Below are 22,844 nucleotides of genomic sequence, written 5' to 3' on the forward strand. Positions count from 1 at the left end.
CGACCGGAAGCCGCGCGCGGGTCAAGCCGAAGTGATGGGCGGCGCGCTCAGCCGCCCGACTTCATGCGCCGCACCAGCCGGGCGAGCGCCGTCTCCGCCTTGCGGAGGCCGGGCTTCGCCCGCGCGCCCTCATAGGCCTTCTTCAGCGCCCCGGAGGCGAAGGCCTCGACAACCACGGCGTGGACGTAGGACTTGCGCACCACCGCCGGCGTGTTGGCGAGCCGGTCCGACACGGCGCGCATCACGGCCGCGAGCTGCCGCCGGCGGCCGGTTTCGCTCTGGGCGGGAGCGACCTCGAACAGCTGCTCGGCTGCGGCGGCGCTCGCGCCGAGCATCCGAAGGTCCTTCGCCGTCACCGGCAGGCCCGTGACCTCGCGCAGGTAGGCGTTGACGTCGACCGAGGTGATCCGCCGGACCTTGCCGTCGTCGCCGCGGTACTGGAACAAGCGCTTGCCTGGCAGCGAACCGACCCGGCCGAGGGCGCGGGCGAGCCGTCCGGAGCGGATGCGCGCCGCGACGTCCTTGCCGCCCTTGCCGCGGAAGGCGAGCTCGACGGTCTCGCCCGTCACGGTCACATGGCGCTTCAGCAGCGTGGAGGCGCCGTGGGCCTTGTTGGAGCGGACGTAGGATTCCGAGCCGACACGGATGTGCGTCTCGTCGATCAGCGCCACGGCGCTCGCGAGCGCCTTGGTCTTGCTCAGCTTCGGGCTCGCCATGTCGCGGGCCACGGCGCGGCGCAGCTTCGGCAAGGCCTCGATCACCTTGTCGAGGCGCTCCACCTTGCGCGTCTCGCGCACGACGTCCCAGTCGGGGTGGTAGCGGTATTGCGTCCGCCCCGCCTCGTCGCGGCCCACCGCCTGAAGGTGCCGGTTCGCCTGCGCCGCGATGCGCACGTCCTCATAGGCCGGCGGGATCGCGAGCGACCGGATCCGGGCGAGCGTCGCTTCGTCCGTCACGCGCTTGCCTCGGCCGTCGAGATAGGCGAACCCCGTGCCGGCGCGGCGACGGACGATCGACAGATCGCGCGACGCCGTCAGCTTGAGGCCGGCTTCCTTGGCGAGCGTTTCGAGCGCGACCTCGTCGTCGGCCATCAGTGCGACCGCAGCGCGTGGATGAGATCGCCCTTGGACGCCTTCGACAGGCCCGAGAGCCCAATCTCCTTGACCTTGCCGTAGAGCTCGTCCCGGCTCCACTCCTCGTACTCCGGCGCCTTGCCGCCCTTGTGCGACGGCGCGTTCGGGCCCTTGTCGCCGTACTTCGCCTGCGCGTTAGCGATGCGCGCCGCCTTCTCCTTGCTGGCGCCCTGCTCGCGCAGCGCCTCGTAAACCTCTGCGTTCTTGATGGAGGGGTTTTTCGCCGCCTCCGGCCGTGCGTTCTTTGCAGGCATGTTTGCCTCCTCGCTCTGAGCCAGGAGAACGAGGGCGCGGGAGGCAAAGTTCCGGCAGCGGGCGACGCAGAAGCTTCAACCAGCGCGGCGTTCGCGCAGCACTGCGCAAGCGGTCAGGAGACGCTGATCCGCAAGTGCGCGGTCCTCAACGGTCGTAGGCATCTGGAGCTTTGCGCGATTTTCAGTGAACGTCTGTTCGGTTGGAAGATAATCGGGCTGGGCCGCCTTCGCGTAGCGGACGGTGATCTCCGACTTCGGTAAGGAATTTATCGGTCTCGGATCATAATAACTCCTGTAGTCGCAACTTAGACTTCCATCTCGACCTATTATCTTGAAATACGGGAACCCGTTCGTGCTTCCGATCTCCGCTGCGCGGGTTTCAGCGATCAGATCCATACGGCTAGGCTCCGTCGTCGCCGTACCAAAGACACGCACCTTCCAAGTCTGGTCGTCGATGCGTTCCTCCGAAAATCCATTCCGATGTAAGCCCAGACTCCAAAAGCCAGGGTCGGGCTTGTATTCGGTTGTGGGAACGACCTCCGCACGGTCGGGCAGAGCACACCCGCCTAAAAGCAGCGTCACAAGAGGGATGGCGGCGAAGGCGCTGCGGTCAATCATCTCAGCTACCCTCTTGGCCCCAGCGCCGACGAGCGCGGTCTCCGCCCAATCTTAGGTGCGCTTCCGTGATCGCCGCCAATCGAAAACAGTCTCTACTCTGAATAGTTGTGAATCACGCCCGCGGGCCTCGAATGGTCCGCGCATCTTCCGAAAGGGTCCTTATGACCGCTTCCGCTTTGCTCGCCGAGGTGACGCGCGGCGTCGCCGTGGAGAGCCGTCATTTCGGCGCCCTCGCCGTGTCCGACTCCTCCGGCCGTCTGCTGCTGGCGCTTGGCGACGTCGAACGGCCCGTGTTCGGGCGGTCTGCGGTGAAGGCGTTGCAGGCGCTTCCGCTGGTGGAGAGCGGCGGGGCGGAGCGGTTCGGCTTCAGCGACCGTGAACTGGCGCTGGCCTGCGCCTCCCATGGCGGCGAGCCCGAGCACGTGGAGACGGCGGCGGGCGCCCTCGCGCGCCTTGGTCTCGGCGCGGAGGCGCTGGAGTGCGGCGCGCACTGGCCGATGAACGACGCCGCGGCGCGGGCGCTGGCCGCGAGCGGCGCGGGGCCCAGCGCGCTCCACAACAACTGCTCCGGCAAGCACGCGGGCTTCCTCTGCCTCGCCTGCGCGATGGAGACGGACCCCACGGGCTATGTCGGCGCGGAGCATCCGGTGCAGCGGGAGGTGACCGCGGCGCTGGAGGGCGCGCTCGGGCTGTCGCTGGCGGACGCCGCGGTCGGCATCGACGGCTGCGGCATCCCCACCTACGCCGCGCCGCTCGCGTCCATCGCGCGCGCCTTCGCCCGCTTCGGGTCTGGCGAGGGATTCGCGCCCGAGCGCGCCCGGGCGGCGCAGCGGCTCCAGCAGGCGGGATGGTCCGCGCCTTTTGAGATCGCGGGCACGGGCCGCTTCGACACCGAGGCGATGCAGGTGCTGAACGGACGGGCCTTCGTGAAGATGGGCGCCGAGGGCGTGCACACCGGCGCGCTGCCCGAACTCGGGCTTGGCGTCGCGATCAAGATCGACGATGGCGCGATCCGCGGCGCCGAAGCCGCGATGTCGGCCGTGCTCGCGCGCTTTCTCAGACCGGAGGGCGACGCTGGAGCTTGGCTGGCGTCCCGCGTGCGCCGCTCGCTCCGGAACTGGGCCGGCGCCGAGGTCGGCGAGGTCCGCGCAGCCGGCGAGCTGGCCGGCGGCTGACGGAACGCTTTCTGACGTCCTCGCTCCGCCGGCGGATCCGAACGGCGAGCAACCGAACGTAGCGGCGCAAACGAAAACGGGGAGCGCCAAGGCGCTCCCCGTTCCGAACAGTCCTAAAGGACCGAAGACGTCGCTCAGTACTTGGTGACGAGCGGGGTCATCGGAGCTTCGGGGGTCCACAGCGGCACGATCAGGCGGAACCAGCCGCGCGTGTCGTCGGAGGAGTTCTTGGAGTAGATGCTGGTCGTCAGAGCGGCCTGAGCGATCACCGGTCCGAAGTTGTAGCCGACGAGCGGGCCGACGGCGAAGCCTTCGACCTTGCCGCCGTTCAGACGGCGGTCACGACGGGAGACGTCGTACTGGGTCGAGCCGAAGCCGATCGCGCCGATTTCCCACTTGCCGAAAGTCTTGGTGGCCGTCAGGTCAAGGTTGAAGCCGTCGCGAACGTTGTTGTCCTTGAGGCCCCAGATCAGGTTGGCGGTCAGGTTCCAGCCGTCGGCCGTGTAGCTGATCGCGAAGTCCTGACGCCAGGTGGTGGCGTGAACGCGGATGTTCTTTTCGCCGGCGTTGAAGTAGACGCCCGAGAGGTAGCTGACGCCGAAGCCGTTGCCGAGGTCGAAGGCGACCTTAGCGGCGAGGAACGGGTTGTAGAGGCCAGCGTCGTCAAAGGCGCCGCCGGGGCCGTCCGCGTGGATCATCGGGAGCGCGCCGAGCAGCTGGAAGTTCGCGCCCAGCGGATGCCACGGGGTCGACCATGCGATGACCGGAATGTCGACGCCGGTGCGGGTGTCGCCGCCCGGGGTGTCCGTGACGCCCCAGTCGAGCGTGTTCACGAAGTACACGCCTTCCGGGAGGGGGGCGCCCATCGCGAGGCCAGCAGTCTCGCCCGGCTGAGCCGTGGCGTTCGCGTACGCCGCAGTGGCGGAGGCGCTCAGCGCGAGAGCGCCGGCGGCCGCAATTTTGATCACGTTCTTCATTTCGATCTTTTCCTCCGATCGACGCGTTGCTCACGCGTCGCCCTACCCGAGCTCTTTCGTTTGCGCTTTCGACTGGGTTTCTAAACGTCCCGAAATCGAAACCCGCCGAAAGTCGATACTTGAAGCGGAACGGCGCCGGTGAGTCGACGCTGTCAGCAGCAGAGGACAGTTTTTCCTCGGCGAATGCTAGAGGAACCGCGGCCCTCGACGCTGATCTGCAGGCGGTGTCTCCGAAATGTCGCATCCTCGCCACGAGCCGCCACGATTCACCTTCGGCGATGCCGCATTGCGGCGAACAACGCGCTTTCTGAGCAAATTATAAAAACTTCAAACGGTTACGTGATCGGGCGCCCGGATTTCGGGCGCCGCCGACGGCCAACCGGGCCTGCGAAGGTAAACGTAAGGTTAACGGATAGTGTTCTGCGCAACCGTCAGCGCCGGCAGGCCGCCAGACCCTCCGACGCCAAGTTCCGGCGTCGCGATCTCAGTCCAGCGGTAACCTAGAACCGCGCCGCGCCGCGATCCGGTGATCGTATTGCCGACGATGGTCGCCGCGCCCACGCCGTCGACCACCGAGACGCCGATTCCCACGTCGCAGCCGCGCACCACATTGCCGCTGATGCTGACGTCGCGAAGGTAGGGCCCCCACCCCGCGTGGATCCCGAAACTGGGCGCGCCTTCGATCACGTTGCCCGTGACGGCCACGTCGGCCTCGACGCCGATGCCCTGGCCGTAGCTGTCGCCGGGTCCGTCGAGCTTCTTGCGACGAAAGAGGTTGCGCACGACGTTGCCGACGATCGCGCCGAGGCGGCCGCCCTCGTTGAAGTTCGCGACCGAGATGCCGTTCGCCGCGCCGTCCACGAGGTTGCCGGAAATGACGGCGCCGGCGAAGCCGAACTCCGCGTAGAGCCCGGTCTCCCCGCAGTCGAGGCACATGTTGTCGGCGATCTGCACGTCGTCGGATTCGTGCGCCCGCACGGCGGTGAAGGCCGATCGCCGGATGGCGTTCCCGGAGACGATGACGCCGCTGGCTTTGGAAAGGTTCACCGCGTTTCCGTTCCAGCCGAGCCCGCCGTCGAGAGCGCCCGTGCCTTCGATCCGGTTCCGCGACACGATCGAGCCGTCCTCGCCCTTGGCCGAGCGGCGGATCACCACCCCGTTGTTCCGGCAGCCGCGGATCAGGTTGTCGGTCACCGTGAGCCCTCGGCCGTCCAAGGAGAACAGAGCCGCGTGCCGGGCGTTCTCGACGCGGCTCGCGCGGACGACGCCGCCCGAGCGCAGCATGACGACTCCGGAGCCGCCGGCGTCGACCACCGCGACCTCGTCCAGAAGCGCGGCGGCGACGTCTTCGAACTGGATGACGCCGAGCTGGGACCCGCCAGGAATGTTCGCGCCGTCGAGCACCAGCCCGCGCAGCGCGACCCGAGCGGCGCCCCGCGCGACGAGCAGCGGTCCGGGCTCGCTCAGTTCGAGCCGGGTCGCCTCGGGCGCTCCGATCAAGACCGCGCCGTCGGGCAGCGCGAGCCGCGCTGCGCGGTATACGCCAGGCCCCAAGGCGAGCGGGCGCCCCTCCCGGGCCGCCCGCTCCAACGCCCGGGTCAAAGCGCGCGTCTGGTCGCCGTCGCCGGGCTTCACGCCCACTGTCGCCGCGTCGAGCGCGCCCGGCAGGGCGTCGGCGAAGCCTGGCGCGAGGCCGACTGCCGCCGCGCCGGCGATCCCCCCGAGGACCCGGCGTCGATCGACCCGGCGCTCGGTGGGAGCGAAACCTCCTGTCGGCATGCGGCCTCTCCTGGGCGTCGAGCGTACGGTTTGCCTCTTGATGCCGGCGGCGGCGTTAAACTCGCGTGTCGTGCGGGCGCGGCTTTGCTAAAGACTTCGCCGATGCCCCCATCGTCCTCCGCTTCTCCCCGTCGCCGCGCCGACCTGCTTCTGGTCGAGCGCGGCCTGTTCGAAAGCCGTGCGAAGGCGCAGGCGGCGATCGCGGCCGGCGGCGTGACGGCGGACGGCGCCCCCGTCGCCCGCGCGTCGGACATGCTGCCGCGCGACGCGACGATCGCGGCGGAGCCTGCGCACCCCTACGTCTCGCGCGGCGGGGTGAAGCTCGCCCATGCGCTCGACATCTTCGCGATCGACGTCGACGGCCTCCACGCGCTCGACGTCGGCGCTTCGACCGGAGGGTTTTCTGAGGTGTTGCTCGCCCGGGGGGCGGCGCACGTCGCCGCCGTCGACGTCGGCCGCGACCAGTTGCACCCCCGGTTGCAGGGGCATCCTCGGCTGACGAGCTTCGAGAGCGTCGACATCCGCGCGCTCGACCCGAGCGCTCTGCCGCAGCCGCCGGAGCTCGTTGTGATGGACGTGAGCTTCGCTCCGCTAGCCGTGGTCCTGCCGGCGGCGCTCGCGCTCGCGGCCCCGGCGATGACGCTGGTTGCGCTGGTGAAGCCGCAGTTCGAGGCAGGGAAGAAGGACATCGGCAAGGGCGGCGTCGTGAAGGATGAGGCCGCGCGGCGCCGCGTGGTCGAGGCCGCCGAGGACCTCGTGCGCGCGGCTGGGCTTAAGGTGCGCGGCGTCGTCCCCTCCCCGATCGCCGGCGGCGACGGCAATGTGGAGTACCTGCTGGCGGCGGACCGGGCGGGCGGCGCCCGAGGGCCCGACCATGGGTGAGCCCGCCGTAATCCAGACCCTCGCCGTCGCTCGCCTCGGCCACCGCGGCGACGGCGTGGCGGACACGCCCGAGGGCGCGGTGTTCGTCGGCCGCGCGCTCGGCGGCGAAACCGTCGAGGTCGAGCGCCGCGGCGAGCGCGCCCGGCTGCTGCGCGTGATCGAGGCCTCGCCGGACCGCGTCGCGGCCTACTGCCCCGAGGTTCCGCGCTGCGGCGGCTGCGCGATCCAGGAATTCGCCCAGCCGGCCGCTCTCGCCTGGAAGCGCGGGCTGCTGATCGACGCGTTCCTGCGCGAAGGGCTCGACGTCGCGGACCGGGTCAACCCGACTCTCGACGCCCATGGCGCCGGGCGCCGCCGCGCCACCTTCCACGCCCGCGCCGACGCCACGGGCCGGATCCATGTCGGCTTCGCGGAAGCGCGCAGTCACGCGATCGCCCCGATCGCGGCCTGCCCGCTGCTCGCGCCCTCGCTCGCCCGCGCGCTGCCGGTCGCCCGCGCGGTCGCGGCCGCGCTGTCGTCTCGGAAGAAGCCGCTCGACATCGTGACCACGGGCACGGGCGGCGGGCTCGACGTCGACGTCCGCGGTTCCGGCTCGCCGCCCGAGGCGCTGCGGCTCAAGCTCGTCGCCCTGGCCGAGAGCCTCGACCTGGCGCGGCTCGCGATCCACGGCGACGTGGTGGTCGAGCGGCGGCGTCCAGAAATCGCGATGGGACGCGCGCTGGTCGCGCCGCCGCCGGGCGCCTTCCTACAGGCGACCGCGGAGGGAGAGGCCGTCCTGGCCGCGCTCGTGACGGAGGCGATCGGCAAGGCGAAGCGGGTGGCCGACCTGTTCTCGGGCGTCGGCACCTTCGCCCTGCGGCTTAGCGAGACCGCCGAGGTCCACGCCGTCGAAAGCGGCCGCGAGGCGATCGCCGCCCTGGATACCGCGGCGCGCCGCGCGTCCGGGCTGAAGCGGGTCACGACCGAGGCGCGCGACCTGTTCCGGCGCCCTCTGCTGGCGGCGGAGCTCGCCCGCTTCGACGCCGTCGCGTTCGATCCGCCGCGGGCGGGCGCGGAGGCCCAGGCGCGGATGCTGGCCGAGTCGAACGTGAAAAAGGTGATTGCGGTGTCCTGCAGCGCGGCGACGCTCGCCCGCGACGCGGCGATCCTGACGCGCGGCGGCTACGCGCTGGAGCGCGTCACGCCCGTCGACCAGTTCAGGCATTCGGCCCACGTCGAGGCGGTGGCGGTCTTTGCGCGCCGTTAGGCGCCATGAAAAAGGGCCGAAACGCGTCAGCGCCGGCCCTCTTCAGTCGCGTCGTCGGTGGTGCGGATCCCGGCGCTTCGGCATCGGATCCGTCGCGGCCTAATTCGGCCTCACCCCTTTTGAGTCCCGGATCGCTTCGTCGTGATACCAGGCGCCGGTCTGCACCACGGGCGCCTGGACGGCGGCGCGGATCTCGGCGGCGAACTGCGCCTTTCGGCGCGCGTCCGCAGCCGCGATGCGGTTCTGCGGGAACGAATAGATCTTGGCCGTGGGCTGGGGGCTGTGAGCCGAAGTCATCGCATCAACCTTTCCTCTACGTCGCGAGCCTCAGGGCCCGGCTACTCGTGATATGGGAAGTGTGCGTAGTTTTTGATCTGTTTGCCTAGTAAAAAAGCAGAAGTTGGCTAAACTATCAGCATGCTCGGTTCCGCCGCGCATTTCGCGGCCCGTTGCGCGTCCCGCGCGCATGCACATTAGGCAGGCGCTCGTCATGCAGCGCCGAGGGTTGACAGCGATCTCTAACAGCGATCAGGCCTTCCGGCGCCTGAACCCCGGCGCGCAGACGCGGCCCTCATGGGGCGCTGCTTAAGCGACTGATTTCAGGTCGGGTTCGGCAAGCGGCACGAAGCCTCGGCCACGCGGGAGGCCGTCATCGTCCTTTCCGACATAGGGCCCGCACGCGATCGGACCAGGGGCCGGCGCCTCCGGCGCCCCGCCAACTGGCATGTTTACTGCTTTGGGAGGGTGCGGTCGTCGACGCTCGCGTCGGCGGGCGACCGGCCGCGCCGAGATTCTGGACCCCTCGCGTCATACGCTTTCTGAGAGGCTCGAAATGACGAAGTTTAAGCTCGAGTACATCTGGCTCGACGGCTACGCCCCGGTGCCGAACCTCCGCGGCAAGACCCAGATCAAGGAGTTCGACTCCTTTCCGTCTCTCGAGCAGCTGCCGCTTTGGGGCTTCGACGGCTCGTCCACGATGCAGGCCGAGGGCCACAGCTCCGACTGCGTGCTGAAGCCCGTCGCGGTCTATCCGGATCCGGCCCGCACCAACGGCGCGCTCGTGCTGTGCGAAGTCATGATGCCGGACGGCGTCACCCCGCACTCCACCAACAAGCGCGCCACCATCCTGGACGACGAAGGCGCCTGGTTCGGCTTCGAGCAGGAGTACTTCTTCTACCAGAACGGCCGCCCGCTCGGCTTCCCCGAGCAGGGCTACCCCGCCCCGCAGGGCCCGTACTACTGCGGCGTCGGCTACGCGGCCGCCGGCGGCATCGCGCGCGAGATCGTCGAGGAGCATCTCGACCAGTGCCTCGCGGCCGGCATCAACCACGAAGGCATCAACGCGGAAGTCGCGAAGGGCCAGTGGGAGTTCCAGATCTTCGGCAAGGGCTCCAAGAAGGCCGCTGACGAGATGTGGATGGCGCGCTACCTGCTGCAGCGCCTGACCGAGAAGTACGAGATCGACATCGAGTATCACTGCAAGCCGCTGGGCGACACCGACTGGAACGGCTCCGGCATGCACTGCAACTTCTCGACCGAGTACATGCGCACGGTCGGCGGCAAGGACTACTTCGAGGCCCTAATGGCGGCCTTCGACAAGAACCTGATGGACCACATCGCCGTCTACGGCCCGGACAACGACAAGCGTCTGACCGGCAAGCACGAGACCGCGCCGTGGAACAAGTTCTCCTACGGCGTCGCTGACCGCGGCGCTTCGATCCGCGTGCCGCACTCCTTCGTCAAGAACGACTACAAGGGCTATCTCGAGGATCGCCGCCCGAACTCGCAGGGCGACCCCTACGCGATCGCCTCGCAGGTCCTCAAGACGATCTCGGAAGTTCCGACCGAGAAGGCCGCCGCCGCGGCCTGATCAGAATTGGGCCGGGACGTCGCTGTCTCGGCCCGACCTTCCGCTCTCCAGAACGCCGACGGGCCCCGCCCGTCGGCGTTCGTCGTTCCAGTAGCGCTCAGGTCGGCGGCTATGCGCTTCAGCCGATTCGAAGTGCTTGAAGAGCAAACCGCGCTAAAGAACGTCCAACAACAGGCTCACCAACGTTCCGGGCAATTGCGAAGATTTACTGTGCAATCCATAATAGGCCGTCTGATTCACCGCACTCTACGAATGGGGGAAGAGCGCATGAAGTTTGTTGGAGCGGCGGGCATCGCCGCTTGCGTCGTGTTGTTAGGGGGATGCGCAGCGGCCGTCGATCCTAAAACGTTCGCGGCGGGACGCGAGGTCTTGATCGGAAGTCCTGCGGCCATGCGACATGTCACGGCCGAGTGCGCCGCCAAGGTACGCCGCAACCCGCAGCTCCATCAATCCATCAACCTTTTGGTGAATTTGCCATCAGAGCGCTCGCCTGATGTTTTCTGCGAACGCTTCATAAAGGCCTACCGCGACGGCAGGATCAGTTATGAAAAATACTTGGAAAGTTCGAAAAAGATTGTGGACCCAGATTTAGTCCGGATAGCGCAGGGCCGTTAGTCGCCCGCGTTCAGATTCCGCTCCGCTTAGGATCAATGACGACGGCATGGCCGCGACTTAGCCCCAATCCCAAGTCCTTGAGACCCGGCTTGCGGGAATGACGCCGCCGCCGCGCCTTACGACGTCCAGCGCCAGCCGGCGTCGTCAAACACGATCGCGCGGCCCTGCACGATCGCCATGTCGGGGACGGCGGCGCGATCGACGCCGCCGCGCAGCGTCAGCAGCACGCGCGAGACGCCGCCGTGGGCGACGAGCACCGTCGGCCCGTCGAGCGCCTCCACCGCCTCGCTCACCCTGAGCGACAGGTCGGCGTAGCTCTCGCCTTGGGGCGGCCGGAAATCCCAAATGGTCCTGGCGCGGCGGGCGACGCTCGCCGGATCGCGGCGCTTGAGCTCGCGGAACGTCGAGCCCTCCCAGGCTCCGAAGGACAGCTCCTTCAGGCGGGGATCGCGGTCGAAGGCGTCGGGGTCGAGCCCGAGAACCGCGCGCAGGCGCCGCATGGTCTCGGAGGCGCGCGACAGCGGGCTCGCGACGAAACGGTAGCCGGCGGCGTCGCCGAGCGCCGCCTTCAGCGTGCGGCCCACGGCGTCCGCCTGGTCGCGGCCGCGCCCATTCAGCGGAATGTCGGTCTGGCCCTGCAGCCGCCCCTCGGCGTTCCAGTCGGTCTCGCCGTGGCGAACGACGACCAGCGGAGCCGTCACCCCGCGACCGACATGTCCGGCGCGTCGGGGTTCTTCATGCCGACGATGTGGTAGCCCGCGTCCACATGGTGCACCTCGCCGGTGACGCCGCGGCCCATGTCGGACAGCAGGTAGAGCGCCGAGTCGCCGACCTCCTCGATCGAGACCGTGCGGCGCAGCGGGGCGTTGTACTCGTTCCACTTCAGGATGTAGCGGAAGTCGCCGATGCCTGAGGCCGCCAGCGTCTTGATCGGGCCGGCCGAGATTGCGTTGACGCGGATGCCGCCCGGGCCGAGGTCGGCCGCGAGGTAGCGCACGGAGGCCTCAAGCGCGGCCTTCGCGACGCCCATGACGTTGTAGTGCGGCATCCACTTCTCGGCGCCGTAGTAGGTCAGCGTCAGGATCGAGCCGCCGTTCCCCATCAGCTTCTCCGCCCGCTGCGCGACGGCGGTGAGCGAATAGCAGGAGATGAACATGGTCTTGTGGAAGTTCTCGGCGGTCGTCTCGACGTAACGGCCGTCGAGCTGGTCCTTGTCCGAGAAGGCGACGGCGTGGACGACGAAGTCGAGCCCGCCCATCAGCTCGCCGGTCTTGTCAAAAACCGCGTCGATGCTTGCGGGATCGGTCACGTCGCAGTGGCCGACGACATGGGCGTCCAGCTCCGCCGCGAGGGGCTCCACGCGCTTCTTCAGGGCGTCGCCCTGATAGGTGAAAGCGAGCTTGGCGCCGGCTTTCGCCGCGGCTCTGGCGATCCCCCAGGCGATGGATCGGTTGTTCGCGACGCCCATCACAAGGCCCCGCTTGCCGGCCATCAAGCCCTGGACATCGGTCATCAAAACACCCTCACAGCGCGCGTTATCGCGGAATTGGCCCGCTATGGCATAGGGCCTCAAGGCCTTCAAGCCGCCGCGGTCCCCCGTTCATCACAGCACGTTTCATTCCACCCCAAGGGCGTGGCCACAGACGCGTTGACGGACGCTCGGGCCCATGGTGCGCTGCACTCCATACGCATTCAACCGCCGGGGAGATCCAATGAGCGACACGCGTCCGCCGCTGCCGCCGTTCACCTTCGAAACCGCGACCCTCAAGGCCCGCAAGGCCGAAGACGCCTGGAACACCCACGATCCAGAGAAGGTCTCGCTCGCCTACACCGAGGACAGCACCTGGCGGAACCGCTCGGAGTTCTTCACCGGTCGACCCGCCATCGTGGCGTTCCTCACCCGCAAGTGGGCGAAGGAGCTGGATTACCGCCTCATCAAGGAGCTCTGGGCCTTCCACGACAACCGCATCGCGGTCCGCTTCCAGTACGAGTGGCACGACGCCGCGGGCGACTGGTTCCGCTCCTACGGCAACGAACAGTGGGAGTTCGACGAGCGCGGCCTGATGCGCCGCCGCGAGGCGAGCATCAACGACGTCGTGATCAGGGAAAGCGAGCGCAAGTTCCTGTGGCCCAAGGGACCCCGCCCGGACGACTTTCCCGGGCTCACGGAGCTCGGGCTGTAAGCCGGCTTGCGGCGGCTCCGGAGCCGCCGTTCGCCTTCCCGCGGGTCTCAGCCGCGCGGGTCGTAAGGCGCCTCGTCGCGCAGCCGCTTGGCGAGCTCTTCAAGCTTCGGGTCGCCGCCCGGCGGAAGCGCGATGCGGAGCTCCACCAGAAGATCGCCTGCGGATCCTTCGGCGCCGATGCCCTTGCCGCGCAGGCGCAGCGTGCGGCCGCCGTCGGAGCCCGCGGGGACCTTGAGCTCCACCGCGCCGTCGAGCGTCGGCACGCGCACCTTAGCGCCCAGCACCGCCTCGTAGAGCGCAACCGGAACCTCGACGCGCACGTCCCGGCCCTCGGCGCGGAACTGCGGGTCGGGCGCAACGCGCACCCGGACCAGCGCGTCGCCCGGCGCGCCGCCGAAGCCGCTCGCCTGGCCCTGCCCCTTGAGCCGGATCGACTTGCCCTCCTCGATGCCGGCCGGCACCGAAACCTCGAGCTCCTTGCCCGTGGGAAGCCGCACGCGGCGCTTCGCGCCCCGGGCCCATTCGCGGAACGGCACGGCGATCTCCGCCGTCACGTCCTCGCCGCGCGGCGGCTCGCCGCCGAAACCGGCGCCGCCGCGGGGGCGGCGGCCGCCGAAGGCGCCGAGAATGTCCTCGAAGATGTCCTCACCGCCCCCTCCGCCGCCGAAGCCACGGCGCGCGCCGCCGAACGGGGAGCCGCCCAGGTCGAACTCGAAATGGGAGCCGCGGGCCCCGGCGCCAGGACGTGCGGAGGCGCCCTCGAAGCCGCGGAACCGCGGCTTGCCCTCGGCGTCGATCTCGCCGCGGTCGAACTGGCCGCGCTTGTTCTCGTCGGACAGCAGCTCGTAGGCCGAGCTGATCTCGGCGAAGCGCTCCTTCGCCTTGGGATCGTCGGGCCGCTGGTCCGGATGCCAGGCCTTGGCGAGTTTGCGGAAGGCCTTCTTGATGTCGGCGGACGTCGCCGAGCGCGTCACGCCGAGCACGTCATAGGGATCGCGCATCGGGTCGTTCGTCACCGTCATTGATGTTGGGCGCGCCCCCGGGCAGAGGCGCGACGCGTGTCGCCGTCAATGTGGATCGGCTGTGACTGGAATGCAACAGTCAGCGCGTAGGATCAGAGTGAGCGGCTTGCAGTGGTGCGGATCGCCACCGCCTCCCAGTAGCCCGCGGCCGTGCGGCAGGCCGTGCCCTCGAGCCGCTGCTCGCGGCCGCTCGCGCTGTGGCTCGCGACGAAGGGCCGGCAGGTGGCGCCGTTGGCGTTGCTGACCGCGGCTGAGGCCACGAACGAGCCGTAGGAGCCGCTGTCCGGATTGGCCCAGGGCACGGAGGCGTTGACGGCGTCCGCCGTCATGGCGAGGCCGAGCGCGCCGCGGGCGTAGCCCCAGTCGGAGGCGGTCAGTCCCGGAGGAGGCGCTGCGGGCTCGCCGGCGGGTGCGGCGGGCGCATAGGCCGCAGGCTTGGGCGCCTCCGACGGCGCGGCCGAGGCGACGCCCGGCGGCGGCGCGAGCGGGGCCGAGGTGACGGCGCTCTTCGTCTCGCCTTCGTACTTGAAATCGTCCGCCTGCCGCTCGGCGGCGGGGCGGCGAATGCTCCCCGTCTTCAGCTCGTCCGCGTCCGAGCCGAACAACGGATAGGACACGCTGCAGCCGCCGGCGAGCAGGGCCAGCCCGAGAGCCGCGACGAGCCCGCCCCCGCGGCGGAGCGCCGCTCGCGAGGGGCCGGCCGCTCGTGTAGACCGTTCGCTGTCGGACAAACGCTGATACAGGCTACGCATCCGCACTCGTAAACTCCGTGATTACGGTACGAACTGAACGGCAGGAGCGGTTAATGTCGAGTGACTTCCACGCCACAGACGATCCTTTCCAAGCGTTCGACGCGTGGATGGCGGAGGCCGTCGCGGCGGAGATCAACGATCCCAACGCCATGGCGCTCGCGACCGTCGACGCGGACGGCTTGCCGGACGTGCGGGTGGTGTTGCTGAACGGCCTCGATCGGCGCGGCTTCGTGTTCTACACCAATGTCGGCAGCGCCAAGGGCCGCGAGCTCACGGCGCAGCCGAAGGCGGCGGCGGTGTTCCACTGGAAGTCGCTGCGGCGGCAGATTCGCATCCGCGGGCCGGTCGAGCGGGTGACCGAGGCCGAGGCCGACGCCTACTTCGCCACAAGGCCGCGGCTGAGCCGGATCGGCGCCTGGGCGTCCCGTCAGTCGGCCCCGCTCGAGTCCCGCCGGGAGCTCGAAGACGCGGTCGCGGCCTTCGAGACGCGGTTCGAGGGCGAGGAGCCGCCGCGGCCGCCGCACTGGACGGGCTTCCGCATCATCCCCATTTCGATCGAGTTCTGGCAGGATATGCCGTTCCGCCTGCACGACCGCGCGACCTTCGCGGTCCAGCCGGACGGCTCCTGGACCCGCACCCGCCTCTATCCGTGACCTCCCGCGCAGGATCAGCGATGAGCCCGACCGAGCCGAAGCCGCAAGCGGCGCCCGGCGTCTGCCCGATGACCGGCGCGCGCCCCGGCGACCCGGCCCCGATCGCCGCCGCGCCCACGGCGACGCACGCCGCTGCGCCGACCGCCTCCCCCGCGCCGCGCCCTCGGGCGTCGGGCTCCAACGAGCCGCGCAAGACTCTGCTGCTGACCGGCGCGAGCCGCGGCATCGGCCACGCCACGGTGAAGCGATTCTCCGCCGCGGGGTGGCGAGTCATCACCTGCTCCCGGCACCATTTTCCCGAGGAGTGCCCCTGGGGCGCAGGGCCCGAAGACCATGTCCAGGTCGACTTGTCCGACGTGGACGACACGGTCCGCGCGATCGACGAAATCAAAAGCCGGCTCGACGGCGGCTTGATCCACGCCCTGGTCAACAACGCCGGCATCTCCCCCAAGGCCCCCGGCGGCGGCCGTCTGAACGGGCTCGAGACGGCGCTCGACGACTGGAAGACCGTGTTCCAGGTCAATTTCTTCGCGCCGATCATGCTGGCCCGCGGGCTGTCCGCCGAGCTCACGGCGGCCAAGGGCTCGATCGTGAACGTCACCTCGATCGCCGGCAGCCGGGTCCACCCCTTCGCGGGCGCGGCCTACGCCACGTCAAAGGCGGCGCTCGCGTCGCTCACCCGCGAGATGGCGGCGGACTTCGGGCCGCTCGGCGTGCGCGTCAACGCCATCGCGCCGGGCGAGATCGACACGGCGATTCTCTCTCCCGGCACCGACAGGATCGTGGCGCAGATCCCGCTCCGCCGGCTCGGCACGCCGGACGAGGTCGCGAAGACGATCTACTTCCTCTGCACGGAGAACTCGTCCTACGTGACGGGCGCCGAGATCCACATCAACGGCGGCCAGCACGTCTGAGCGCGCGGCCGGCGCCGTCCGGGCTCAGCGGGTCGCGAAGGCTCGGTTCCGGGTCATAAAGCCGTCGAACGACACCACGGGGCTCGGGCGCCCGATCAGATAGCCCTGGATCTCCTCGCAGTTCAGCTCCGCCAGGAAGGCGCGCTGCTCGGCGGTCTCCACGCCCTCGGCGGTGATCGGCATGTCGAGGCTCTCGCCGAGCGCCACGACCGCGCGCACGATGGCCTTGGCCTGCGGGCTGGTCGAAAGCTGCCGGATGAACGAGGCGTCGATCTTGATGCGGTCGAACGGGAACGACTGCAGGTAGGACAGCGACGAGTAGCCGGTGCCGAAATCGTCCATGGCGATCTGGACGCCGAGCGCCTTCAGCCGCCGCAGCGTGTGGAGCGCGCTCGACAGGTTGTCGAGCAGAACCCCCTCGGTGATCTCGAGCTCGAGGCGTTTCGCCGGCAATCCGGTCTCGACCAGGATGCCGTGGACCAGCTCGACGATGTCGCCGTGCTGGAACTGCACCGGCGAGAGGTTCACCGCGACCTTGCCGGGCTTGATCCAGCCGACCGCATCCTGGCAGGCGCGGCGCAGCACCCACTCGCCGATCGGCACGATCGCCGCCGTCTCCTCCGCCACGGGGATGAACTGGGCGGGCGACACCACGCCGCGCGTCGGGTGCTTCCAGCGGAGCAGCGCCTCGAAGCCGACGATCTCGCCGGTCCGCGTGTTCGCCTGCGGCATCCAGTGCAGGAACATCTCGTCGCGCGAGATCGCGGTGGCGAGGTCCTGCTGCAGGGCCCGGCGCTCGCGCAGCGCGAGGTCCATCTCGGGCTCGAAGCCGCGCGCCAAGCCCCGCCCCTCGGCCTTCGCCCGGTAGAGCGCGCTGTCGGCGTTGGCGAAAAGGGCGTCGGTCGTGGAGCCGTGATGGGGATAGACGGCGTAGCCGACGCTCGCGCCGCAGCGGATGGTCTTGCCCGCGATCACGGTTTCGGTGTTGAGGCGCTCGGTCAGCCGCGCCGCGAGCTTGTCGGCGTCGCCGGCGTCGGGGCCGGTGCCGATCAGGACGAACTCGTCGCCGCCGAGGCGGAAGGTCATGGCGTCGGGCGCCGCCGAGACGATCCGGCGCGACGCCGTGCGGAGCAGGTCGTCGCCCGCGGCGTGTCCGAAGACGTCGTTGACCTCCTTGAACTTGTCGAGGTCGACGCAGAACAGGGCGACCTCGCCGCCCCGCTTCAGAGCGGCCGCGAGCGCCTCGTTGAAGGCGGCCCGGTTGGCGAGGCCGGTCAGCGGGTCGTGGTAGGCGAGGTGGCGGATGCGATGTTCGTTGCGGCGCTGCTCGGAGAGGTCGCGGAGCGTGTAGACGCGGCGGAGCCGTCCCTCCAGCGCCATGTCGCGGCTCGCGATCTCGACCGGAACGGTCTCGCGGCCGGTGGCCTTCAGCAGGGCCTCCTGCGGCTTGGCGAAGCTCGCCGACAGCAGCCGATCAGGATCCGGCGCCGCGAGGAAGTCGCGCAGCGCGCGGCCTCGCAGCACCGCGGGATCGAGCCCGATCAAACGGGCCGCCGCCAGGTTGACGTCGACGATGCGCTGGTCCTCGCAGATCACCAGGCCTTCGTTGGTCAGGTCGGCGAAGGCGCGGTCGCGGGCGTTCTGCTGGCTGCCGCCGGCCCCGAAGCGCCCGTCGGCCATGACGCCGACGAAGGCGGCGATCAGCGAAACCACGCTGACGGCGGCGGCGACGAAGGCAAGCTGCATGCCGTCGATCGCGTTGGGGAAGGTCAGGAGCCGGGCGTTCGGGCGCACGACGGCGTCAAAGGTCGAGAGCGCGTGAAAGGCGAACAACGCCATTCCGAGGGCTGCGGCCGCGAGCGCGTATCCGTGGATCGTCTTCAATCTCGCGGCCAACGCGAAGGCGCCCGCGGCCCCGACGACGACGACGAGCGTCGCAAGGGAAAACGCGGCCATGTCGAGCGACGCGCGTCCCGGGGCGCGCAGCGCGGTGACTCCGATAAAGGCCGCCAGCGCCGCGGCCGATCCGAAGAGCGCGCCGCCGATCGCCGCCTTCACGACCGCGCCGGCGGTCAAGGCGGCGCCCGTGACATAGACCGCGGTCACGGCGACGACCAGCGCGATCACCAGCGACGCTCCGACGATGCGGAAATCATAGGCCGCTCCCTCGACGCCGCCGAGCGCGAGCAGGGCGAGCGCATGGCCGACCCACGCCGACAGCCCCAGCGCCGCGCCGGCGAGCCCGGCGCGCCAGATCCGCCCGTCCTCGGACGCCTCGTCCATGCGCGCCAGCGACACGATCGCAAGCGACCCGGTCAGGCAGCACGCAAGCAGCAGCGTGGCCAAACCGGGGAGCGGCAGATCGATCGAAGCTGCGGGAGACCAGGGCATCTGCGGGAGCCGGTGCGGGATCAGTCGTCAGGCGACGACTAAACACGCGCCGGGATAATAAGTGATGAAATTTCAACCAGCGCCGGACGGCATTTTGGGCGGCCGGACGGGCCCGGGCGCGCCGTCACGCGCCTGCGTCGCCCGGGAGCCGCCACTCGCCAACCCGACTAAGGGCCTCGCGGGCCCCTGGTACCCGCGTCAGAGCGGGGGTGTGACGGCGTAATTGCTCTGAACCGCTCACGCCCTAGAGCCAGCGCCGCCATTTGAAGACGATGTAAGGCACGATCGCGCTGATCAGCATGAGGCCGAGCGCCATCGGATAGCCGAAGCGCCACTGGAGCTCCGGCATCGTCTCGAAGTTCATGCCGTAGATCGACGCCACCAGGGTCGGCGGCAGGAACACCACCGCCATGACCGAGAACAGCTTGACGATGTCGTTCTGGGCGAGGCTGACCATCCCCAGCATGGCGTCGAGAAGGAAGGTGACCTTGTTGGCGAGGAAGCCGGCGTGTTCGATCAGCGAGGCCACGTCGCGCTGCATGGGGCGAAGCTGCGCCTTGGTTTCCTTCGAGGGCTTCACGCCCTCGATCTCGGCCGAAAGGTAGAGCACCACACGCTGGAGCGTGACGAGGCTTTCGCGCGATTTCGACAGCAGGTCGCCCTTGCGGCCGATCATCTTCAGAAGCTCCTGATACGGCTTGCGGTAGGCCTGGGCCCCCGCGCGCTCGAAGATCAGGTGCGAGAGATCGTCGACGTCGGCCCCCACGCGCTCGAGGATGTCCGCGATGCGGTCGATGACGGCGTCGAAGAGGCCGAGGAGCACCCCCTCGGGCGTACGGATCGGCTGCACGCCGTTCGCCTTGCACGCGCGGGCGGCGAACAGCGAGAACGGTTTCGGATCTTCATAGCGCACCGTCACGAGCGCCTTCGGCGTCAGGATGAAGCTGACGGCGGAGAGCGACGGCATCCGCGTGTCGACGTGGCAAAGCACGGAGGCGGTCATGTAGCGCGCGCCGTTCTCGACGTAGAGACGGCTCGACGGCTCGATCTCCACCATTTCCTCGCGAGTCGGCACGCCGACCCCGATCGTCGCCTCGACAAGCTTGTCTTCGTCGGGGGTCGGCGAGATCAGGTCGATCCACACCAGATCGCTGGGCAGCGGCTCGCCGGGCGAAGGATCGACGCGCTGCAACGCGCCGTCGCGGGCGACGTAGACGATGAGCATGGCGAGCGCTCCGCCGGCGGGAGGGAGTGGGGAGATCAGCGGCAAGGCCGCGGTAGCATGATGGGTCAGCGTTAGCCAGAGAAGCCGGGGTCGACGCTACCCCGGATCGAGCGGCGAGAGGCCTTTCGCCCCGCCATCGGCGCCGACCGAGATGATCTCGACGCGCGCCTCGGCCTTGGCCAGCAGTTCGTCGCAGCGCTTCTTCAGAGCCTCGCCGCGGCGGTAGATCTCGATGGATTCCTCAAGCGGCGCCTGCCCCTGCTCGAGCCGGGCGACGATGCGCTCGAGTTCGGCGAGCGCCGCCTCGAAGGTGAGGGTGGAGACGTCGGTCGCGGTGTCGGTCACTTGCAGGTCTCCTCCCGGCGCGGAGGCCTCACATACGGGCGGATCACCCGCGCATCAAGGCGCGGACATGCGCCGCCGTGGACTGCGCCAGACCCTGCAGGTCGTAGCCGCCCTCCAGCACCGACACCACCCGGCCGTTGGCGTGCTCGTCCGCGACCTCCATCAGGCGCTTGGTCATCCAGCTGTAGTCCTCCTCCACCAGCCACAGCCCGCCGAGCGGGTCCCGCTTGTGGGCGTCGAAGCCGGCCGAGATCACGATCAGGTCCGGCGAGAAGGTTTTCAGCGAGGGGATGATGGCGTCGTCGAAGGCTTCCCGAAATTTGTCGCCGCCGTCGCCGGCGCGCATCGGGCAATTGACGATGTTGCCGACGCCGGTCTCCGACCGTGCGCCGGTGCCCGGAAACAGCGGCATCTGGTGGGTCGAGGCGTACATGATGCTGGGGTCGTCCCAGACGATCGCCTGGGTGCCGTTGCCGTGGTGGACGTCGAAGTCGACGATCGCGACCTTCTCGGCGCCGTAGGTCTTCTGGGCGTGGCGCGCGGCGCAGACGACGAAGTTGAAGAAGCAGAAGCCCATGGCGGTAGTCTGTTCGGCGTGGTGGCCGGGTGGGCGGATGCCGCAGAACGCGTTCTGAGCGCGCGCCCCCATCACCTCGTCGACCGCATGGGTGACGGCGCCGAGCCCGCGAAGCAGAGCCTCCCAGGTGCCGACGCTCATCACGGTGTCGCCGTCGATCCGCACGGAGCCCTCGCGCGGGCGGATGCGGTCGAGCGCCTCGACGAAGGGCTCCGGGTGGGCGAGCGTCGCGACGGAGGCCTCGGCGAGCGGCGCCTCGATGCGGGCGAGGGCCTGGAAGGTCTCGGCCTCCAGCGCCTGCTCGACCGCGCGCATGCGCTCCGGCCGCTCGGGATGGCCGGGCGGCGTCAGGTGATCGGCGAAGGCCGGGTGCGAAACATAGAGCGTGGACATCGCGGCTCCGGCGTTGAATGAGGCTCGCCCGCGGCGCGGCGCCGCAGGCTTCGCACGATATGGCGCTGGCACGCCAGGCGCCAACCCGGCGTCAGGCGCTGAGCGCGGCGTCCACAGCTTCGCCGTCGAGGGCGCCCGCGCCCTCGGTCACCGTGCGGGCGAGGCCGGAGGCCGCGACCGCGAGGTTCTCGGCGAAGAAGCGGGCGAGCGCTACGCGACCCGCCGCACGGTCGTCGGCGCGCAGGCCCGCCAGCGCCTCCTCGGCGAGACCGGCGCCGCCGGCCGCGAGCGCGAACAGCCGGAGGTAGGGCGTCGCGCCGGCCAGCGTCTCGACGGACGTGCGGGCCGCGCCGGTGAGCCACAGCGTCGCGTGCTCCAGCGCGTCGACCGCTTCCGCGAGCCGCACGGCGGTCGCGCCGAAGCCGGGATCGTTGGCCTCCGCGACGCGCCGCACGGTGTCCCTCAGCGACAGGATGAGGCTCCGCGCGGTCTCGCCGCCGCCGAGCGGCAGCTTGCGGGCGACGAGGTCGATCGCCTGGATGCCGTTGGTGCCCTCGTAGATCGGGGTGATGCGCGCGTCGCGCAGGTAGCGCGCGGCGCCGGTCTCCTCGACGTAGCCCATGCCGCCGTGGACCTGGATCCCGAGCGAGGCGACTTCGCAGCCGACGTCGGTGCCGAAGGCCTTCGCGATCGGGATCAGCAGGCTGCCACGCCGCTCCGCCGCTTCGTCGCCTTTCAGCCTCGCCCGGTCGAGCTCGACCGCCGCGCGGAAGCAGATCGCGCGCGCCGCGGCGGTCAGCGCCCGCATGGTGAGCAGCATGCGGCGGACGTCGGGATGGGCCGCGATCGGCGCGGCCCCCTCGACGCCTTCCGCCCGCCCCTGCCGACGCTCCTGCGCGAAGGCGAGCGCGGCCTGCGTCGCGCCCTCCGCCGCCGCCACGCCCTGCAGGCCGACGCCGAGGCGGGCGTTGTTCATCATCGTGAACATGCAGGCGAGGCCACGGTGCTCCTCGCCCACCAGCCAGCCCACCGCCCCGCCTTTGTCGCCATAGGCCATGGTGCAGGTGGGACTCGCGTGGATGCCGAGCTTCTCCTCGACGCCGACGCAGGCGACGTCGTTGCGCTCGCCGCACGGCAGGATCTTCGGAACCAGGAAAAGGGAGATGCCGCGGGTGCCGGCCGGCGCGTCGGGCAGGCGCGCCAGCACGAGATGGACGATGTTCTCCGCCCAGTCGTGCTCGCCGTAGGTGATGTAGATCTTCTGGCCGAAGAGCCGGTAGGTCCCGTCCCCTGCCCGCTCGGCCCGCGAGCGCAGCAGCGCGAGGTCGGAGCCCGCCTGCGGCTCGGTCAGGTTCATGGTCGCCATCCACTCGCCGGAGACGAGCTTTGCGACGTAGGTCGCCTTCAGCTCCTCCGAGGCGTGGGCCTCAAGCGCCTCGAGCGCGCCCTGCGTCAGCATGGGCCCGAGGCCGAAGGCGATCGAGCCCTCGTGCCAGAGCTCGGTCAGCGCGGCCCAGACCGAGAGCGGCAGACCCTGCCCGCCATGGGCCTCGGAGGCGAGCGTCCCGTTCCAGCCGGCCTCGCGCCAGCGGCGGTAGGCCTCGGCCCAGCCCGCCGGCGTCGTGACCTCGCCGTCGGCGAAGCGCGCGCCTTGGCGGTCGCCGGCCTTCGCCAGCGGCTCCAGCACGTCGGCCACGAAGGCGCCGGCCTGGCCGATGACGGCGGCGACCGTCTCCGCGTCAAGGTCGCCGTACACCCCCTCCTCCCGCGCCGCGGCGAAGCCCGCGGCGTCGAGCGCGAACAGGATGTCGGCGACGGGGGCGCGGTAGGCCATGGGCTG

The 22,844-nt window shown here is 69.8% G+C and carries 23 protein-coding genes; 8 read left to right on the forward strand and 15 right to left on the reverse strand.

Annotation, left to right across the window (positions count from 1 at the left end):
• Nucleotides 1–47: 47 nt before the first annotated feature.
• The 3 genes from METY_RS14835 to METY_RS20895 all read right to left on the reverse strand — a co-directional run bounded on the left by METY_RS14835 (nucleotide 48) and on the right by METY_RS20895 (nucleotide 2,005).
• Nucleotides 48–1,091 carry a DNA topoisomerase IB gene (locus METY_RS14835; protein WP_103122168.1) on the reverse strand — a complete coding sequence of 348 codons (1,044 nt, stop codon included), beginning with the start codon at nucleotides 1,089–1,091 and terminating at the stop codon, nucleotides 48–50.
• The gene (locus METY_RS14840; protein WP_103122169.1) at nucleotides 1,091–1,387 is read right to left on the reverse strand and encodes a DUF7218 family protein; all 297 of its coding nucleotides are present in this window, start codon (nucleotides 1,385–1,387) and stop codon (nucleotides 1,091–1,093) included. The genes METY_RS14835 and METY_RS14840 overlap by 1 nt, the downstream gene beginning before the upstream one ends.
• A 75-nt stretch (nucleotides 1,388–1,462) precedes the next feature.
• Nucleotides 1,463–2,005: a hypothetical protein gene (locus METY_RS20895; protein ID WP_146035733.1), complete on the reverse strand. Its 543-nt coding sequence runs from the start codon at nucleotides 2,003–2,005 to the stop codon at nucleotides 1,463–1,465.
• A 161-nt stretch (nucleotides 2,006–2,166) separates the two neighbouring features.
• Here METY_RS20895 and METY_RS14845 point away from each other — a divergent pair, with 161 nt between their 5' ends.
• A complete protein-coding gene (locus METY_RS14845) occupies nucleotides 2,167–3,180 on the forward strand; it encodes an asparaginase (RefSeq protein ID WP_103122170.1) in 1,014 nt (337 codons plus the stop codon).
• A 134-nt stretch (nucleotides 3,181–3,314) separates the two neighbouring features.
• Here the strand turns inward: METY_RS14845 and METY_RS14850 are convergent, their stop codons facing one another.
• On the reverse strand, nucleotides 3,315–4,157 hold the full coding sequence (locus METY_RS14850; RefSeq protein ID WP_103122171.1) for a transporter: 843 nt from the start codon (nucleotides 4,155–4,157) through the stop codon (nucleotides 3,315–3,317).
• 405 nt (nucleotides 4,158–4,562) lie between these two features.
• The gene (locus METY_RS14855) at nucleotides 4,563–5,936 is read right to left on the reverse strand and encodes a TIGR03808 family TAT-translocated repetitive protein (RefSeq protein WP_103122172.1); all 1,374 of its coding nucleotides are present in this window, start codon (nucleotides 5,934–5,936) and stop codon (nucleotides 4,563–4,565) included.
• Between the two features lie 102 nt (nucleotides 5,937–6,038).
• On the opposite strand from METY_RS14855, the gene METY_RS14860 reads away from it, so the two are divergent.
• Together METY_RS14860 and METY_RS14865 are read left to right on the forward strand one after the other, a co-directional pair.
• On the forward strand, nucleotides 6,039–6,818 hold the full coding sequence (locus tag METY_RS14860) for a TlyA family RNA methyltransferase (protein ID WP_103122173.1): 780 nt from the start codon (nucleotides 6,039–6,041) through the stop codon (nucleotides 6,816–6,818).
• Nucleotides 6,811–8,064, forward strand: a complete 1,254-nt coding sequence (locus METY_RS14865) for a class I SAM-dependent RNA methyltransferase (protein ID WP_103122174.1) — start codon at nucleotides 6,811–6,813, stop codon at nucleotides 8,062–8,064. The genes METY_RS14860 and METY_RS14865 overlap by 8 nt, the downstream gene beginning before the upstream one ends.
• Before the next feature lie 99 nt (nucleotides 8,065–8,163).
• Here the strand turns inward: METY_RS14865 and METY_RS14870 are convergent, their stop codons facing one another.
• Nucleotides 8,164–8,361 carry a DUF2735 domain-containing protein gene (locus tag METY_RS14870; RefSeq protein WP_103122175.1) on the reverse strand — a complete coding sequence of 66 codons (198 nt, stop codon included), beginning with the start codon at nucleotides 8,359–8,361 and terminating at the stop codon, nucleotides 8,164–8,166.
• Nucleotides 8,362–8,896: 535 nt separating this feature from the next.
• Here METY_RS14870 and METY_RS14875 point away from each other — a divergent pair.
• The gene (locus METY_RS14875; RefSeq protein WP_103122176.1) at nucleotides 8,897–9,934 is read left to right on the forward strand and encodes a glutamine synthetase beta-grasp domain-containing protein; all 1,038 of its coding nucleotides are present in this window, start codon (nucleotides 8,897–8,899) and stop codon (nucleotides 9,932–9,934) included.
• Between the two features lie 267 nt (nucleotides 9,935–10,201).
• Complete coding sequence (locus METY_RS20900; RefSeq protein WP_146035734.1) at nucleotides 10,202–10,549, forward strand: hypothetical protein; 348 nt, start codon at nucleotides 10,202–10,204, stop codon at nucleotides 10,547–10,549.
• A gap of 116 nt (nucleotides 10,550–10,665) precedes the next feature.
• On the opposite strand, the gene METY_RS14880 is transcribed toward METY_RS20900, so the two are convergent.
• Together METY_RS14880 and fabI are read right to left on the reverse strand one after the other, a co-directional pair.
• Nucleotides 10,666–11,250 carry a histidine phosphatase family protein gene (locus tag METY_RS14880; RefSeq protein ID WP_103122177.1) on the reverse strand — a complete coding sequence of 195 codons (585 nt, stop codon included), beginning with the start codon at nucleotides 11,248–11,250 and terminating at the stop codon, nucleotides 10,666–10,668.
• Nucleotides 11,247–12,062, reverse strand: coding sequence for an enoyl-ACP reductase FabI (fabI, locus tag METY_RS14885; RefSeq protein WP_103122178.1), 816 nt, complete (start codon nucleotides 12,060–12,062; stop codon nucleotides 11,247–11,249). The genes METY_RS14880 and fabI overlap by 4 nt, the downstream gene beginning before the upstream one ends.
• Before the next feature lie 199 nt (nucleotides 12,063–12,261).
• Between fabI and METY_RS14890 the strand changes: the two genes are divergently transcribed.
• Entirely contained in the window at nucleotides 12,262–12,732 is a 471-nt protein-coding gene (locus METY_RS14890; RefSeq protein ID WP_103122179.1) for a nuclear transport factor 2 family protein, read from the forward strand.
• Between the two features lie 47 nt (nucleotides 12,733–12,779).
• Here METY_RS14890 and METY_RS14895 read toward each other — a convergent pair whose 3' ends face one another.
• Together METY_RS14895 and METY_RS14900 are read right to left on the reverse strand one after the other, a co-directional pair.
• Nucleotides 12,780–13,733, reverse strand: coding sequence for a DnaJ C-terminal domain-containing protein (locus tag METY_RS14895; RefSeq protein WP_103122203.1), 954 nt, complete (start codon nucleotides 13,731–13,733; stop codon nucleotides 12,780–12,782).
• Nucleotides 13,734–13,846: 113 nt separating this feature from the next.
• Complete coding sequence (locus tag METY_RS14900) at nucleotides 13,847–14,506, reverse strand: RT0821/Lpp0805 family surface protein (RefSeq protein ID WP_244593672.1); 660 nt, start codon at nucleotides 14,504–14,506, stop codon at nucleotides 13,847–13,849.
• 20 nt (nucleotides 14,507–14,526) lie between these two features.
• Between METY_RS14900 and pdxH the strand changes: the two genes are divergently transcribed.
• Both pdxH and METY_RS14910 read left to right on the forward strand, forming a co-directional pair.
• Nucleotides 14,527–15,159, forward strand: coding sequence for a pyridoxamine 5'-phosphate oxidase (gene pdxH / locus METY_RS14905; RefSeq protein ID WP_255400959.1), 633 nt, complete (start codon nucleotides 14,527–14,529; stop codon nucleotides 15,157–15,159).
• Between the two features lie 20 nt (nucleotides 15,160–15,179).
• Complete coding sequence (locus METY_RS14910; RefSeq protein WP_244593673.1) at nucleotides 15,180–16,073, forward strand: SDR family NAD(P)-dependent oxidoreductase; 894 nt, start codon at nucleotides 15,180–15,182, stop codon at nucleotides 16,071–16,073.
• A gap of 24 nt (nucleotides 16,074–16,097) precedes the next feature.
• On the opposite strand, the gene METY_RS14915 is transcribed toward METY_RS14910, so the two are convergent.
• The 5 genes from METY_RS14915 to METY_RS14935 all read right to left on the reverse strand — a co-directional run bounded on the left by METY_RS14915 (nucleotide 16,098) and on the right by METY_RS14935 (nucleotide 22,838).
• On the reverse strand, nucleotides 16,098–18,464 hold the full coding sequence (locus METY_RS14915; RefSeq protein ID WP_103122182.1) for a putative bifunctional diguanylate cyclase/phosphodiesterase: 2,367 nt from the start codon (nucleotides 18,462–18,464) through the stop codon (nucleotides 16,098–16,100).
• 244 nt (nucleotides 18,465–18,708) lie between these two features.
• On the reverse strand, nucleotides 18,709–19,689 hold the full coding sequence (locus METY_RS14920) for a magnesium transporter CorA family protein (RefSeq protein ID WP_103122183.1): 981 nt from the start codon (nucleotides 19,687–19,689) through the stop codon (nucleotides 18,709–18,711).
• 96 nt (nucleotides 19,690–19,785) lie between these two features.
• On the reverse strand, nucleotides 19,786–20,034 hold the full coding sequence (locus tag METY_RS14925; RefSeq protein ID WP_103122184.1) for an exodeoxyribonuclease VII small subunit: 249 nt from the start codon (nucleotides 20,032–20,034) through the stop codon (nucleotides 19,786–19,788).
• A 43-nt stretch (nucleotides 20,035–20,077) separates the two neighbouring features.
• Nucleotides 20,078–21,004, reverse strand: coding sequence for a histone deacetylase family protein (locus METY_RS14930; RefSeq protein WP_103122185.1), 927 nt, complete (start codon nucleotides 21,002–21,004; stop codon nucleotides 20,078–20,080).
• 91 nt (nucleotides 21,005–21,095) lie between these two features.
• On the reverse strand, nucleotides 21,096–22,838 hold the full coding sequence (locus METY_RS14935) for an acyl-CoA dehydrogenase (RefSeq protein ID WP_103122186.1): 1,743 nt from the start codon (nucleotides 22,836–22,838) through the stop codon (nucleotides 21,096–21,098).
• Between the last annotated feature and the right edge of the window lie 6 nt (nucleotides 22,839–22,844).

Origin of the sequence: Methylopila sp. Yamaguchi (assembly GCF_002897035.1) — a bacterium.
Classification (GTDB): Bacteria; Pseudomonadota; Alphaproteobacteria; order Rhizobiales; family Methylopilaceae; genus Methylopila.

What these genes read in the sequence shown, in the direction of transcription:
- METY_RS14835 (WP_103122168.1), bottom strand. Translation starts at nt 1,091, where the DNA reads ATGGCCGACGACGAGGTCGCGCTCGAAACGCTCGCCAAGGAAGCCGGC.
- METY_RS14840 (WP_103122169.1), bottom strand. Translation starts at nt 1,387, where the DNA reads ATGCCTGCAAAGAACGCACGGCCGGAGGCGGCGAAAAACCCCTCCATC.
- METY_RS20895 (WP_146035733.1), bottom strand. Translation starts at nt 2,005, where the DNA reads ATGATTGACCGCAGCGCCTTCGCCGCCATCCCTCTTGTGACGCTGCTT.
- METY_RS14845 (WP_103122170.1), top strand. Translation starts at nt 2,167, where the DNA reads ATGACCGCTTCCGCTTTGCTCGCCGAGGTGACGCGCGGCGTCGCCGTG.
- METY_RS14850 (WP_103122171.1), bottom strand. Translation starts at nt 4,157, where the DNA reads ATGAAGAACGTGATCAAAATTGCGGCCGCCGGCGCTCTCGCGCTGAGC.
- METY_RS14855 (WP_103122172.1), bottom strand. Translation starts at nt 5,936, where the DNA reads ATGCCGACAGGAGGTTTCGCTCCCACCGAGCGCCGGGTCGATCGACGC.
- METY_RS14860 (WP_103122173.1), top strand. Translation starts at nt 6,039, where the DNA reads ATGCCCCCATCGTCCTCCGCTTCTCCCCGTCGCCGCGCCGACCTGCTT.
- METY_RS14865 (WP_103122174.1), top strand. Translation starts at nt 6,811, where the DNA reads ATGGGTGAGCCCGCCGTAATCCAGACCCTCGCCGTCGCTCGCCTCGGC.
- METY_RS14870 (WP_103122175.1), bottom strand. Translation starts at nt 8,361, where the DNA reads ATGACTTCGGCTCACAGCCCCCAGCCCACGGCCAAGATCTATTCGTTC.
- METY_RS14875 (WP_103122176.1), top strand. Translation starts at nt 8,897, where the DNA reads ATGACGAAGTTTAAGCTCGAGTACATCTGGCTCGACGGCTACGCCCCG.
- METY_RS20900 (WP_146035734.1), top strand. Translation starts at nt 10,202, where the DNA reads ATGAAGTTTGTTGGAGCGGCGGGCATCGCCGCTTGCGTCGTGTTGTTA.
- fabI (WP_103122178.1), bottom strand. Translation starts at nt 12,062, where the DNA reads ATGACCGATGTCCAGGGCTTGATGGCCGGCAAGCGGGGCCTTGTGATG.
- METY_RS14890 (WP_103122179.1), top strand. Translation starts at nt 12,262, where the DNA reads ATGAGCGACACGCGTCCGCCGCTGCCGCCGTTCACCTTCGAAACCGCG.
- METY_RS14895 (WP_103122203.1), bottom strand. Translation starts at nt 13,733, where the DNA reads ATGCGCGATCCCTATGACGTGCTCGGCGTGACGCGCTCGGCGACGTCC.
- METY_RS14900 (WP_244593672.1), bottom strand. Translation starts at nt 14,506, where the DNA reads ATGCGTAGCCTGTATCAGCGTTTGTCCGACAGCGAACGGTCTACACGA.
- METY_RS14910 (WP_244593673.1), top strand. Translation starts at nt 15,180, where the DNA reads ATGAGCCCGACCGAGCCGAAGCCGCAAGCGGCGCCCGGCGTCTGCCCG.
- METY_RS14915 (WP_103122182.1), bottom strand. Translation starts at nt 18,464, where the DNA reads ATGCCCTGGTCTCCCGCAGCTTCGATCGATCTGCCGCTCCCCGGTTTG.
- METY_RS14920 (WP_103122183.1), bottom strand. Translation starts at nt 19,689, where the DNA reads ATGCTCATCGTCTACGTCGCCCGCGACGGCGCGTTGCAGCGCGTCGAT.
- METY_RS14930 (WP_103122185.1), bottom strand. Translation starts at nt 21,004, where the DNA reads ATGTCCACGCTCTATGTTTCGCACCCGGCCTTCGCCGATCACCTGACG.
- METY_RS14935 (WP_103122186.1), bottom strand. Translation starts at nt 22,838, where the DNA reads ATGGCCTACCGCGCCCCCGTCGCCGACATCCTGTTCGCGCTCGACGCC.